Source organism: Schleiferilactobacillus shenzhenensis LY-73, from assembly GCF_000469325.1.
GTDB classification, from domain to species: domain Bacteria; phylum Bacillota; class Bacilli; order Lactobacillales; family Lactobacillaceae; genus Schleiferilactobacillus; species Schleiferilactobacillus shenzhenensis.
This window is the reverse complement of sequence record NZ_KI271583.1, coordinates 222,874-235,579: the sequence shown is the minus strand read 5'-3', so window position 1 is coordinate 235,579 and position 12,706 is coordinate 222,874. Positions and strand designations below refer to the sequence as shown.

The window sequence follows — 12,706 nt, the reverse complement described above, 5'->3', positions numbered from 1 at the left end:
CCGGTCTTGAAGACTTTTAGCGGTCTTTGCTAAAAGTCTTCAAGCCGTGCCCACCACTAGCAAAGCGGACCGGCTTCGCACTAGCTTCGCGTCACCGCCCCAATCTGCGCAATCCGTAGTCACCCGGGTCTGCGCAAGACATTGACTGCATTTCACTCGAACGCAACATCCTCATACCGCACATAATCGCCGCCATGCGCCGTAATCGTGATCCGCCGGGTGTCGTCCGTGCTGTCGGTACGGGCGATGCGGATGCGGACGTAGGTTGGGGGCAGCAGGTCGGTGATGAACTCAGACCACTCGACCACACTGACCCCGTCGCCGTCGAAATATTCGTCGAGCCCCAGGTCCTCCGCCCCGCCGTTTTCCAAGCGGTAGACATCCATGTGGTAAAGCGGCAGGCGGCCGTCTTGGTATTCCCGGATGAGCGTGAACGTGGGACTCTTCACTGGGCCAGTGATGCCTAGGCCCCGGGCGATGCCCTTGGTCATCGTCGTCTTGCCCGCCCCCAGGTCGCCGTCCAAAAGGATAACGTCGCCTGCTTGCGCCAGCTGGCCCAAGGCCCGGCCTAGACGGACGGTTTCTGCTGCATCATGGGTGATGATCTCACGCATCCAGCCTGCTCTCCTTTCTTCCCTGAAACTAGTAGTCTTGGTTCAACGTCTGGGCGGCGGTGATGATCGCCAGCTTATAGACGTCTTCTTCGTTGGAGCCGCGGGACAGGTCAGAGACCGGCTTGTTCAGGCCCTGGAGGATCGGCCCGATGGCTTCAAAGTGCCCGAAGCGCTGGGCAATCTTGTAGCCGATGTTGCCGGATTGCAGGTCCGGGAAGATGAAGACGGTGGCCTTGCCGGCAACGGTGGAGCCGGGTGCCTTCTGGGCACCAACGGAGGGCACGAAGGCGGCGTCGAATTGGAGCTCGCCGTCTAGGTCCAGGTCCGGGGCTAATTCGTGGGCAATCTTCGTGGCTTCGACGACCTTGTCCACTTGCGGGGCCTTGGCCGACCCCTTAGTGGAGAAGCTGAGCATCGCCACGTGGGGGTCGATGTCGAACAGTTTGGCTGTTTGGGCAGAGGCTACGGCGATTTCCGCCAGCTCTTGCGCGTTGGGATCAATATTGATGGCGCAGTCGGCGAAGATGTAACGTTCGGCATCACGGCCCCGCTGCATAATGAAGGCACCGCTGGTCCGGGATACACCCGGTTTCGTCTTGATGATCTGCAACGCCGGCCGGACGGTCTCGCCGGTGGAGTGGACCGCACCAGACACCATGCCGTCGGCTAAGCCGGTGTAAACCAGCATCGTGCCGAAGTAGTTAGGGTCCCGGAGCATCGTCTCGCCTTGCTCCTTGGTGTTCTTGCCCTTGCGCCGGTCAACGAAGCTGGCCACCAAAGAATCGAAGTCAGCGTAATCCTGAGGGTCCAAGATCTGGATGTTGCCCAGCGTAAAGCCGGCTTTCTCAGCGGCGGCCTGGACCGCCGCCGGCGTGCCCAGCAGAATGGGGGTCAAAATCCGCTCGGCATTCAAGCGGACCGCTGCCCCAATGATGCGGGGTTCGGTCCCTTCTGGAAACACGATGCGAATATCTTTACCTTGTATTTTTTGTTGCAAACTGGCGAATAAGTCCATCAATATTACCTCCAACGCGATTTTCTTAACTCGTCTATCATACCGTGAAATCGCTCTCTTGCCTAGCGCTAGTCGTCCGTATCGGGATGCTCCGGCAGCTGCCAATTGATTGGTGATTCACCGAGCTCCTGCAGCGCGGCATTCGCTCGGGAGAATGGTCGAGAGCCGAAGAACCCGCGGTTGGCCGACAACGGGCTGGGGTGGGCCGAACTGATGATGCGGTTGCGGGTCGTGTCAATGAAAACACTCTTGCGCTTGGCGGCGTTGCCCCAAAGAATGAAGACCACCCCGCCCCGTTCAGACAGCGCCTTGATGGCCGCGTCGGTCAGCTCTTCCCAGCCCTTGCCGGCATGAGAAAAGGCTGCCCCGGCCCGCACCGTCAGCACGGAGTTCAAGAGCAGTACCCCCTGCTGGGCCCAGCTCTTCAGATACCCGTGGTGGACGGGCGGATAACCCAAATCGGCCTGCAGCTCCTTATAGATATTCTGCAAAGACGGCGGCACTTGCACGCCGGGCAGGACGGAGAAACTCAAGCCGTGGGCCTGGTGCGGGTTGTGGTACGGATCTTGGCCGAGGATGACCACCTTCACCTGGTCGAACGGCGTCCATTCGAACGCCTGGAAGATGTGGTGCATCTCCGGATAGACGGTGTGGTGGCTGTATTCTTCTTTGAGAAACGCATGCAGTTTGGCGTAGTACGGCGCCTCGAACTGCTTTTCTAACACTTGCTGCCAATCGTTATGGATCAAGACTTTCACGCTGGTTCACCTCCGCTCCAATATAGCAAAAGCAGGGCCGAAGGGGAAGCCGAATTCCCCTGGCAATGTGCTAGACTAGGGATAATAACGTTGTCATGACAAGAAAGGAACGCGCGCCCATGCTGAAAATGATTGCCTCCGATATGGATGGCACCCTGCTCAATGACAAAATGACGGTCTCCCCCGGCAACATTGCCGCCATCCAAGAAGCCAACCAGGCCGGGATCGAATTCGTCGTGGCCACCGGCCGCGGCCTGACTGAAGCCCAGCCGCTGGTCAGCGACCTGACGGTGAAGCCGGCGTTCATTACGCTGAACGGTGCCCGCGTCTTCAGCGAGACCGGTGAATTGCTCGTTGATCTGCCGATTCCCCGAGCGCTCATTGGACGGTTGCGCAAAGATTTGGAAGCCCAGGGGTACTACTACGAATTGGTGACTAATCGCGGGATCTTTTCTCAAAGTAAGGTTCGTCGCATCCAAAATGTCGCCGACCTGCTCACCAGCTTGAACCCGGACACGTCGTTCAAGATTGCCGTCGTGCTGGCCAGTGCCCGCTTGGAATTGATGGACATCCACTATATCGACACCTTCGACAGCCTGCTCGTCGATCCCACCGTCGAAGTCCTGAAGATGCTGGTCTTCGATGGTCGCGGCCAGAGTGCGTTCGCCCCGATTCGGGATGCTTACGGGGAGAAAGACGGCCTGGTAATTACCTCCAGTTCACCCAACAACATTGAAATCAACAGCATCGAGGCCCAAAAGGGATTGGCTCTCGCACGTCTCGCGCGGATGCGGGGGTACGACCTGGCGGACGTGATGGCCATCGGTGACAATCTGAACGACCGCTCCATGATTGAGACCGCGGGTATCGGTGTGGCCATGGGCAACGCCATTCCGGAGATTCGCCAAATCGCCCAGTACATTACTACCACGAACATCAAAGACGGCGTCGCCCAGGCCATTCGGTGGGGAATGGCTCAGCCGGCCCAGCCGACGGCGGAGCACTAATGCGTTTCTACGTTCCTGCTGAGCACAACGCCCTGGTTCGAGTCACGGACGAACGCAACCAACCCCACTACTTGATCCAATCGCTGCGGTCCTTCGAACTGAATGGTGTGCGGGTGCTGTCTTTGAGTGCCGAGACTTTGGGGGAAGCCCGCCAGTCATCGCTCAAGCTGCTGCCCAGCTACACGCTGACCAATGGTACTGGCGATGAAACGATCGGCCAGATCAACCGATTGGTCGGCGTCTGGCGGGAAGTACTTTTCGTCAGCGGCCTGAACTGGCTTGTGGTCGGCGATATTACCCAGAATCAGTACAATGTCTTCCGGGGCAACAAAAAAGTCTGGGTCGTCGACACCTTGAACCGGGCGGACGATGCAGACTATTTTGTCGTTGATGTGGCGGATCCGGTCAACGAGGTGCCGGCGCTACTGGTGGCTGCGGTGCTGAACCGCTGGCGGAAGGTACCGCTGCGCAGCGGCGTGCGGAACCTGCTCAAGCCGAAGAAGAAAGGCTACGTCTTAGGCGATGACTTCGCCCCCTACCGGCACCGCCGGTCTTGAAGTCCGTTGCCCAGTTCGCAACGGACTTCAAGTGGTGCCGCGTGAGGCGCCGCGTCAAATATCGCGCACCATATGATGGTACTTGTGGTCCCCAATCATCTGCTCGCCGATGCTGCGGTAGCCGTTTTTGGTGTAGAGCCGCTCCGCCCCGGGGTTCGTCAGGTCGACGTTGAGCGAAATACGGTGCAGTCCCGTCGTCTTCAAGACGTGGGCGGGCAAAGCTCGGAGCAGGCTGGTGGCGATACCGCGGTGCTGCGCTTCAGGCGCCACGGCCAAGGAGTCCAGGTACCACTCGCCGGGCCGGGCCTCTTTGTCGGTGAACAAGCGGTAATCTTTAGGCAGACCGACCTTGGGCCACAATGTCTGCAGCGCGTCATCAACGTGCGCTTCGTCGCTTTCCGGATAGCCCACGGCAACGCCAACGACTTTGTCCTGGTCATCGGTGGCGACTAAGGTGCGCCGGTAGCTGTAGCGATAGTCTTCAGTCAAATAAGCCGCCGCCAGTTCCTTGAACAGGGTGTCCTGGGGCAAGGCGGCCATGGTCTTTAATTCCATTTCTTCAAATATCTGATTGACGATGGGCAGAACTTGCGACCCATCGCTTTTTTTAGCCATACGAATCATGATGATCAACTCCTCGACTTTCCAGTTTACCCGAGGCAGAGAAGAAAGCCAACGGCTGGCGAAAAAACCGCCTGTCCTTCTGAACGGGTTCCGCCGAGCAGGCCACCGCAGTCTAAGGACCCTAACCGCTAAACGGGCTGCGGCCGACAGCCCACCATGATTTAAGGACCTGAGGACAAAAAGCCCAAGACCAGGGCTTTCCGTCCTCTGGCCGCTACAGTCTCAGGACCCTAAAGTGCGGGGCTTTCTCCACGCCCCATAAACGGGTTCCGCCGAGCAGGCCACCGCAGTCTAAGGACCCTAACACCAAAAGCCCAGATGCGGGGCTTTTGGTGTTAGGCCCACTTAGCCTGGGTGGCCTAACCGCTCGGCTCCACCCTCTTGCCCTCGGTAGTCAAAGCCCGCTAAGTGCGGTAAAATCTTAATGATTCGTTGCCCGCTCAGCGGGTTGAGAGACAGCACCGCATTCACTTGATATTGTTGATCCAGCACTCAGCACATCTCAGCGAAGGGGAGAACATTTTTGCAAGTAACTTTTAAGGACGTGACACTGTCGTATGACGGTAAGCGGGAGATCCTCAAGCACCTGAACTTCGTCATTCAAGAAGGGACGCTGGTGTGTTTGCTGGGTCCCTCCGGCGGCGGCAAGTCGACGACGCTGAACCTGATCTCGGGGCTGCTGGCCCCCACCGCCGGCCATATCTTTTTCGGCGACAAAGACGTGACGAAGGAAGACGCCCTGGCCCGCAAGGTGGGCATGGTCTTTCAGAACTATGCCCTCTACCCGCACTTATCGGTCCAAAAGAACATTGAGTTTCCTTTGAAGATGGCCGGGCTGTCCCGCGGCGACCGGGCCAAGAAGGCCAAAGAACTGGCCGCCCTTGTGCACGTGGATGACCAGCTCGACAAGAAACCCGGCGAGCTCTCCGGCGGCCAGCAGCAGCGAGTCGCGATTGCCCGGGCTCTGGCCAAGGAACCCAGTATCCTGCTCCTGGATGAACCCCTATCCAACCTGGATGCCCGGCTGCGCATCGAGATGCGGGAAGAAATCCGCCGGATTCAGCGGGAAACCGGCGTAACCACCGTCTTCGTGACCCATGACCAGGATGAGGCCATGCACATTTCTGATAAAATCATGGTCCTCCATGACGGTCACATTCAGCAGTACAGTACGCCGACGACTCTCTATGCGGACCCGGAGAATCTGTTCGTGGCTCAGTTCATTGGCGAGCCGGTGATCAATTCCGTACCGGCCAGCGCCTTGAGTCATGATTTGGCCGGGGTCGTGCCGGCCGACATTCTCAGCCAGGCCCAAACAGCGGGCATCCGGCCCGAAGCACTGACGCTGCCCCAGCGGGCGTTGAACCCCTTAACGACGCTGCACGGCAAAGTCGTGGAGTTCGATCAGTTCGGGCGGGAATCCACCGCCAAGCTGGACTACAACAATCTCCAGCTGATCAGCACCGAGATGGGCCAGCTTTCTCACGATACGAAGGAACTGGACTTCACTCTGGAAAAGAAAGGCTTCTTCCTCTTCGACGCGAACGGCAAACGCATCTTTGGCGGTGATGACCATGCTGAATGAGAAACCGACCTGGAAGTCCAGCATCAAGGGGTGGCTCTACCTGCTGCCCATGCTGGCCATCAGTCTGACCTTCAACATCTACCCGATCATCAAGTCGTTTTTGATGAGTTTCTACACGAAGTACGATTTTTATAACGACATCGTTTCGGCCTATGGCTTCAGCAATTTCACTTACTTGTGGAACGACCCGGACTTTCACCTGGCCGTGCGCAACACCTTGATCTTCGTTATCGGGGTGGTGCCGCTGAACGTCATCATTTCCTTAGCCATCGCGTTGATGCTGAACAAGATCAAGTACGTCGCCAGCGCCTTCCGGACGATTTATTTCCTGCCCTTCGTGACCAGTACCGTGGCCATTGCGCAGGTATGGAACTGGATCTACAACGCCGATTACGGCCTGCTGAACTATCTGTTGGGGCTGGTGGGCATCAATCCAATTAACTGGCTGAACGACCCTAACTGGGCGATGCCGGCCTTGATCATCATGTCCATCTGGAAAGGTCTTGGCTTCAACATCGTCCTGTTCCTGGTGGGCTTGAACAACATCAATACCCGGTATTATCAAGCCGCGGAAATCGATGGCGCTAATTCCTGGCACCAGTTCACCAACGTGACGATCCCCTTGCTCTCGCCGATGACGTTCCTGGTCACCGTCAACGGGGTCATCGGGTCGTTCAAGGTCTTCGACGAGATCTTCGCCCTGTTCCAAGGCTCTTCCGGCCCGTCCAAGTCGGCCTTGACCATCGTGTATTACTTGTACGAGAAGTTCTACACGGAATGGAAGTACGGGATCGCCGCCGCCAGCGGGGTCGTTCTGTTCTTCCTGATCTTGATTGTGACCCTGCTGCAGCTGTGGTACAGCCGCAAGCACGTCCACTACTAGGAGGGCAGCCAGCATGAAAAAAGTCGCATCAGTTCTGCGTTATCTGATCCTCACGTTGGGCGCAATCATCATGATTCTGCCCTTCTTCTGGATGTTATCCACGTCCTTGAAGACCCAGCCGGAGACGATTCAGCTGCCGCCGGTGTGGATCCCCAAGTCGCTGCAATGGGGCAACTACGTCGAAGCCTTCAAGGCCGCTCCCTTCGGCCGGTACTTCGTGAACTCGGTCATCGTTACCGTGGTCACCACCATCGGCCAGCTTTTCACCAGTATTCTGGCGGCCTTCGCGTTCAGCAAGCTCCGTTTCTGGGGGCGGAACCTGCTCTTTATGATCTTCCTGGGGACGATGATGATCCCGGGAGAAATGCTCATCATCCCGAACTTCGTCACGTTGTCCAACATGCACTTGGTCAACACATACGGCGCCTTGATCCTGCCCTGGCTGGCCAGTTTCTTCACCGTCTTCACCCTGCGCCAGACATTCAATTCAGTGTCTGACCAAACGTATTACGCAGCCAAGATCGACGGCGCGTCCGATTGGAAATTTCTCTGGCATATCCTCGTACCAATGTCGAAGTCGACGATTACCGCCGTCACGGTCCTGCAAGTCATCGGCTCCTGGAACTCGTTCATGTGGCCGCTGATCGTCACCAACGACGAGAATATGCGCACCCTGCCAGTGGGATTACAGGCCTTTACCACCGATGCGGGCACGAATTTTGCCCTGTTGATGGCAGCCTCGACATTTGTTATCATTCCAATGGTCGTTGTTTACATTTTTCTGCAAAAGTACATCATTGCGGGGATCTCCAATTCAGGATTGAAAGGATAGGTTAAAACACTGATGAAAAAGCATACTTGGTTGAAAGTCTTGGCCTCGACTGTCACCGTAGTATTAGCCGCCCTGGTCATGACCGGGTGCGGAAACAGCAATTCCGGTTCATCCAGCAAAGGGAGCAGCGCTGCTCCCGCTAAGAAAGTCACCATTACTTTCTGGCATGGCATGAACGGCCCCTATCAAAAAGCGATCAATAACATTATTGACGACTTCAACAAGTCGCAGAACAAGTATGTCGTTAAGGGGACTGCCCAGGGCAATTACACCGCCCTGCAGCAAAAGATCATGGCCGCAGCCAAGTCGCGCAGCCTGCCGACCATTTCTCAAACGACGTACACCACCGTGCCCGATTACAGCAAGAGCAACCTGATCGAGCCGTTGGACAATTACATGCTGAAGGGCAGCGACAAGCTCGACAGCGCCAGCTTGAAGGACATTTACCCCGCCTTCTTGAAGAGTTCTAAGTACGAGGGCAAGTATTATTCGATTCCTTTCTCCAAGTCCACCCGGATCCTGTATTACAACCAGGCGATCCTCGACAAGTACAACATTGCGAAGCCGAAGACCTGGGATGACATCGTCGCCGCCGGCAATAAGCTGAAGGCGGACGGTATCTACGGCATGGGCTTCGACCGCTCCTGGGATATGGAGTTTGAAGGCTTAGCCCGCCAGGCCGGCAATCCGCTGATCGCTCCGGGATCACTGAAGGTCAACCTGGATACACCTGACACATTGGAAGCCGCGAACTTGATCAACAACATGGTCAAGAACAAGACCGCCAAGACCGCCGGTGCCGATAACTACTTCACGCAAGGCTTCATTCAGGGCAAGGCCGCCTTCTACGCCGGTTCCTCTGCTGGGGTCACCCAGATGGTTCTGCAAGCACCCAAGTCCCTCAAGTGGGGCACGATGCCGCTGCCGGCTTACAAGGGGAAGAAAGCCACTGAAATCGCCGGGAACGATATCGTCATGTTCAAGAGTGCGTCCGCCGACGAGAAGAAAGGCGCTTGGCAGTTCATGAAGTTCCTGCTCTCCACCAAGGAGACCGCTAAGTGGGCCATGGCTACCGGCTATGTGCCGCTGCGCAAGTCCGCCATGGACAACGCCGACTACAAAGCCTATCTCAAGGCGAAGCCGTACAACCAAGCCGCCGTTGATTCGCTTGACGATGGTTTCCAATCCACCGCCTTCCTGGGCTTCTCCGAGTATCGTAACGATCTGCTGGAAGCCGTCGACAAGATGATCACCAAGGGTGCTGACCCGAAGACCACGTTGACGCAGCTGCAGAAGACGACGGAGAATATCATCAAGACGAACAAGCAGTGATCAGCAATGCAGACGATTGAATAACGACCACGGGCTGGGCAGCGATTCGCTTGCTCAGCCCGTTTTTTGGTCAGTGAAGAAAGGACGGTCCTCGGTCATGACGACCTTGCGCTTCTTGAACGGATTAGACACGATCGGCGGTAACATCGTCGAGATCGCCCAGGATGATTCCCGGGTGATCATGGACTTCGGCACCACCACTTTGGATCCCCAGCTCAGTACCGCAGAGATGGTCGAAAAAAGGCAGCTGCCCTACCTGCCGGAGTTGTTCGACCCTACCCTGCCGGATACATTTACCCATGAGGCAATTTTCATTTCTCACCTGCACATCGACCATATGGGGGCCTTGCGGTACTTGCGCCGGGATATTCCGGTCTACATGAGTGCGGACGCGGCCAAACTCTACCATGTCTTGATTGCCCAAGGGATGGAAACGGCGCCGGACGTGCCGATTCGGGTGCTGCCCGCTGAGACGCCGCTGAGCGTGGGCAGTCTGACCGTCACGGGTTATGCCAGTGACCATGACACCGTCGGGGCGATGGCATTGCTGGTCGATGACGGCCGTCAATGCTTCGCCCACAGCGGCGATGTCCGCTTGAATGGACCGCACGCCCAGCGCGTGCTAAACTGGTCTGGAGTACTGCAAACGCGACATGTCAAAGTGTTGATGCTCGAGGGGACCACGTTCAGCTTTGCTGCACCGGTCCCGGTAGAAGATGCGGCCCATCCAGCCGTGCCTTTAACGGAGACCACTTTGGCAGCCAAGTTTCAGGACTTGCTCCGGCAGCAGCCTGCTACGCAATTCGTCTTTAATGGGTATCCCCGCAACGTCGAGCGTTTACTGACGCTGAACAGGATCGCTCGCGAAGCCAACCGGCCCTTCATTTGGGAGCCGGCTTACGCCGCGGTCTTGCAGACTTTTGCCCCGGATACCCCACTGCTGACCTGGGGGGCCGACACTCTGGCGGCCGTACAGGCCCACCCTAGGCACTACGTGGTGCAGAACAGTTACGCGCACATAGACCGGTTAACGGCGTTGCCCCGCCCCATCGTTTATCTGCATTCCAATGGCGAACCGCTGGGTGATTACGATCCGCGCTTCGCTCAAATGCAGCAATTTTTGACCGATGCGGCGATTCCACTTGAATTTCTATCCGCCACCGGTCATGCCCAGAAAGAAGACTTGATCACCCTCGCTGAGCGGGTCCATGCCCAGTACATCGTGCCTTGGCATACGTTTAAGCCGGACGCGATGGCTGCCGCCTTATCCTCCACATATAGCGAGGTGCTCCTACCGGAACGAGAACTGTACTACGAATTCTAATATTTGATCGACACGGAAGAAGGAAATTACATGGCAACAAATGAAACATTGCCAGAACAACTGAAACAAGAACTGTTACGGACCAAGAAGACGACCAAGACCCTGGCTGGCGACATCGGTATTTCTTATGCCAGCCTGCAATCGTACCTTACCGGCCGGACCCAGCCTGGCGCTAAGAACCGCGGCATTCTGGAAGCTTATTTTGAAAAAGCCGCCAAAGCAGCCGCCGCCGAGCCGGCACCCGTTGCCGCTGCAACCACCACTGCCAGTGCAGAACCCGCAGCTGAAGAGATGCCGGTGATGACTGACTATTCTATCTATATGGACGAATCATTCGACCCCGAACAACAAGGCCGCGGCAACAACCTGATCGTCGTCAGCGGTATTCTGGTTCCGCAACTGGAAGAAGCCAGCTCCCTGCAAAAGTTCCAACACGCCCTGTACCCCTTTGGCTGGGATAAAGGGGACGAGGTCAAAGCCCACTTCAAGACCAACGATAACATCGTCAAGATTCTGCAAATGAGTCATGACAAGTATATTGATTATGCTGGTTTGAAGACAGAGAAAGTGCCGGTCCTCCTGACCCGGAACAATGCCAATGAGCGTTTCTCCCAGACGTTCCCGTATCTGCGCTTGCTGAGTGAATTGATTGGCCACACCCTGGCGGGCAAGCATCTGCCTCAGCTGAACTTGACGATCACGATGGACCATTCGCCGATCATCGACGAGAACCAGCTGCGGCAAGTGCGGGAGAGCCTGCAAAAGCACCTGCTGCTCAAGTATCAGCAGCGCTCGAGCATCTACATCACCAGTGCCGACTCTAAAGATCGGCTCGGCCTGCAGTTGGCTGATTTCTTAGCCAATTACCTCAATCGGGTCGCTGCGAAGTCCATCGAACCGGTCATTGACTTGATTCCGTTCAACAACGACAACTCGGAAATGGCGCACCAATTCGTCTACTTCTACGGCTTGCAGGACCAGCGCATCAATTACAATGCATTGCCGAGTCAGACAGAAGAGAAAGAAAACGACGCCGAGAGCGCCGCGGCCACAAACAATCAGCCGGCCCCGGCCAGTGCCGCCGCTACGACCGCCAGTGCCAGCAGTACAGCCGCGACCACTCCGCAGCACTTGGCGATCAATCGGTCGCAAACCCCGGTTGTTCAAAAACAGCAGCCAGCCCAGACACCGGCCCCTCACTCAGCTGCGGCCACGAATAACAACCATGGTAATGGTAATAATGGCAACGGCAGCCAGCGGCCGAACACGAACCAACCGGCCCACCAGCAACAGGCAACCCGCAAGGCCCCCGTCATCCACAAATTGGACGCCCACTTGAGCCGGCCGGTACCGACGTCCACCCAGTACTTCACCAGCAACAATCAGCACGGTAATAACAAGCCGGCCACGACTGCGCAACCGGCGCCAAAGACTGAGCCGGCCAAGCCAGCACCAACCGCTGCTCCGGCACCTGCCGCCGAGCATCCGGCCCAGGCCCACAGCAATACACCACGGCCCCAGGTGGCTGACATGGAGAAGGTCAACGACTTCATTCAGCTGCTGCTGCCGCTGAACGAAGCGGTCCTGAACCACAGCACGGCCGCCCAGCAGGATGAATACCGGGATACGGTCAAGGGTCTGACGACGATCATCTTCAGTGTCCTGCCCAGCAAGACCAAGGGTCAGCTGATCACGGGCAAGCCGCGGAAGACGTTGAAGAACATCACCGAGCTCTTGGAAGCCGTGCACCACGCGGAGAAGAGTATCCCCACCCTGGTGATCAAGGACAAGCACGGTCAACTGACCGCTGCCCGGACCATGATGGAGAAGACGCTGCAATGGGCGGAGAAGAACCAGGTCACGCCTGAGGTCATCGACTAACATCATTTACGGACAAGAAAACAACCCCTGCCGGCATTCGGCGGGGGCTGTTTTTGTAACCTATTTTGAAGTGGGAGATTAATGTCTTGGCGTTGGCCCGGGTGGCTACGGGCTACGCAGATTTGGGCTGGAACGCCATGGCTGAGCCCAAATCTGCTCCGCCCTTCGCCGCCCTACATTCTCGGAAACTGGAATAGTCTCGCTCGACACGAAACCCTGGCAGCCTCCTCCCCGGATGTTATGGCAGTTCCCGGAAGTATGAAATCCAGGAGGCCACCTCTGGCAATTATGTCT

At 57.0% G+C, this 12,706-nt stretch carries 12 protein-coding genes; 8 read left to right on the top strand and 4 right to left on the bottom strand.

Annotation, left to right across the window (positions count from 1 at the left end):
• Positions 1-152 precede the first annotated feature (152 nt).
• The 3 genes from tsaE to L248_RS03160 all read right to left on the bottom strand — a co-directional run bounded on the left by tsaE (position 153) and on the right by L248_RS03160 (position 2,387).
• A complete protein-coding gene (gene tsaE / locus L248_RS03170; RefSeq protein WP_022528624.1) occupies positions 153-614 on the bottom strand; it encodes a tRNA (adenosine(37)-N6)-threonylcarbamoyltransferase complex ATPase subunit type 1 TsaE in 462 nt (153 codons plus the stop codon).
• Positions 615-642: 28 nt separating this feature from the next.
• Positions 643-1,629: a phosphate acetyltransferase gene (gene pta, locus L248_RS03165; protein WP_022528623.1), complete on the bottom strand. Its 987-nt coding sequence runs from the start codon at positions 1,627-1,629 to the stop codon at positions 643-645.
• Positions 1,630-1,697: 68 nt separating this feature from the next.
• Positions 1,698-2,387, bottom strand: a complete 690-nt coding sequence (locus tag L248_RS03160; protein ID WP_022528622.1) for a uracil-DNA glycosylase — start codon at positions 2,385-2,387, stop codon at positions 1,698-1,700.
• Positions 2,388-2,506: 119 nt separating this feature from the next.
• Here L248_RS03160 and L248_RS03155 point away from each other — a divergent pair, with 119 nt between their 5' ends.
• Both L248_RS03155 and L248_RS03150 read left to right on the top strand, forming a co-directional pair.
• Positions 2,507-3,394 (top strand): Cof-type HAD-IIB family hydrolase, encoded by an 888-nt coding sequence (locus L248_RS03155; RefSeq protein WP_022528621.1) that lies wholly within the window; start codon positions 2,507-2,509, stop codon positions 3,392-3,394.
• The gene (locus tag L248_RS03150) at positions 3,394-3,951 is read left to right on the top strand and encodes an LURP-one-related/scramblase family protein (protein ID WP_022528620.1); all 558 of its coding nucleotides are present in this window, start codon (positions 3,394-3,396) and stop codon (positions 3,949-3,951) included. The genes L248_RS03155 and L248_RS03150 overlap by 1 nt, the downstream gene beginning before the upstream one ends.
• Positions 3,952-4,005: 54 nt before the next feature.
• Here the strand turns inward: L248_RS03150 and L248_RS03145 are convergent, their stop codons facing one another.
• Complete coding sequence (locus L248_RS03145; protein ID WP_040534566.1) at positions 4,006-4,575, bottom strand: GNAT family N-acetyltransferase; 570 nt, start codon at positions 4,573-4,575, stop codon at positions 4,006-4,008.
• A 523-nt stretch (positions 4,576-5,098) separates the two neighbouring features.
• Here L248_RS03145 and L248_RS03140 point away from each other — a divergent pair.
• The 6 genes from L248_RS03140 to L248_RS03115 all read left to right on the top strand — a co-directional run bounded on the left by L248_RS03140 (position 5,099) and on the right by L248_RS03115 (position 12,412).
• Positions 5,099-6,160, top strand: coding sequence for an ABC transporter ATP-binding protein (locus L248_RS03140; protein WP_040534565.1), 1,062 nt, complete (start codon positions 5,099-5,101; stop codon positions 6,158-6,160).
• Positions 6,150-7,043 (top strand): carbohydrate ABC transporter permease, encoded by an 894-nt coding sequence (locus tag L248_RS03135; RefSeq protein WP_022528617.1) that lies wholly within the window; start codon positions 6,150-6,152, stop codon positions 7,041-7,043. Before L248_RS03140 ends, L248_RS03135 begins: the two co-directional genes overlap by 11 nt.
• Positions 7,044-7,056: 13 nt before the next feature.
• A complete protein-coding gene (locus tag L248_RS03130; RefSeq protein ID WP_022528616.1) occupies positions 7,057-7,875 on the top strand; it encodes a carbohydrate ABC transporter permease in 819 nt (272 codons plus the stop codon).
• Between the two features lie 12 nt (positions 7,876-7,887).
• A complete protein-coding gene (locus tag L248_RS03125; protein ID WP_022528615.1) occupies positions 7,888-9,207 on the top strand; it encodes an ABC transporter substrate-binding protein in 1,320 nt (439 codons plus the stop codon).
• Between the two features lie 97 nt (positions 9,208-9,304).
• Complete coding sequence (locus L248_RS03120) at positions 9,305-10,531, top strand: MBL fold metallo-hydrolase (protein ID WP_040534563.1); 1,227 nt, start codon at positions 9,305-9,307, stop codon at positions 10,529-10,531.
• A 30-nt stretch (positions 10,532-10,561) separates the two neighbouring features.
• Positions 10,562-12,412, top strand: a complete 1,851-nt coding sequence (locus L248_RS03115; RefSeq protein ID WP_040534562.1) for a helix-turn-helix domain-containing protein — start codon at positions 10,562-10,564, stop codon at positions 12,410-12,412.
• Positions 12,413-12,706 lie beyond the last annotated feature (294 nt).

Coding starts and splice junctions, on each gene's coding strand:
- tsaE (WP_022528624.1), bottom strand. CDS start 614: ATGCGTGAGATCATCACCCATGATGCAGCAGAAACCGTCCGTCTAGGC.
- pta (WP_022528623.1), bottom strand. CDS start 1,629: ATGGACTTATTCGCCAGTTTGCAACAAAAAATACAAGGTAAAGATATT.
- L248_RS03155 (WP_022528621.1), top strand. CDS start 2,507: ATGCTGAAAATGATTGCCTCCGATATGGATGGCACCCTGCTCAATGAC.
- L248_RS03150 (WP_022528620.1), top strand. CDS start 3,394: ATGCGTTTCTACGTTCCTGCTGAGCACAACGCCCTGGTTCGAGTCACG.
- L248_RS03145 (WP_040534566.1), bottom strand. CDS start 4,575: ATGATTCGTATGGCTAAAAAAAGCGATGGGTCGCAAGTTCTGCCCATC.
- L248_RS03135 (WP_022528617.1), top strand. CDS start 6,150: ATGCTGAATGAGAAACCGACCTGGAAGTCCAGCATCAAGGGGTGGCTC.
- L248_RS03130 (WP_022528616.1), top strand. CDS start 7,057: ATGAAAAAAGTCGCATCAGTTCTGCGTTATCTGATCCTCACGTTGGGC.
- L248_RS03125 (WP_022528615.1), top strand. CDS start 7,888: ATGAAAAAGCATACTTGGTTGAAAGTCTTGGCCTCGACTGTCACCGTA.
- L248_RS03120 (WP_040534563.1), top strand. CDS start 9,305: ATGACGACCTTGCGCTTCTTGAACGGATTAGACACGATCGGCGGTAAC.
- L248_RS03115 (WP_040534562.1), top strand. CDS start 10,562: ATGGCAACAAATGAAACATTGCCAGAACAACTGAAACAAGAACTGTTA.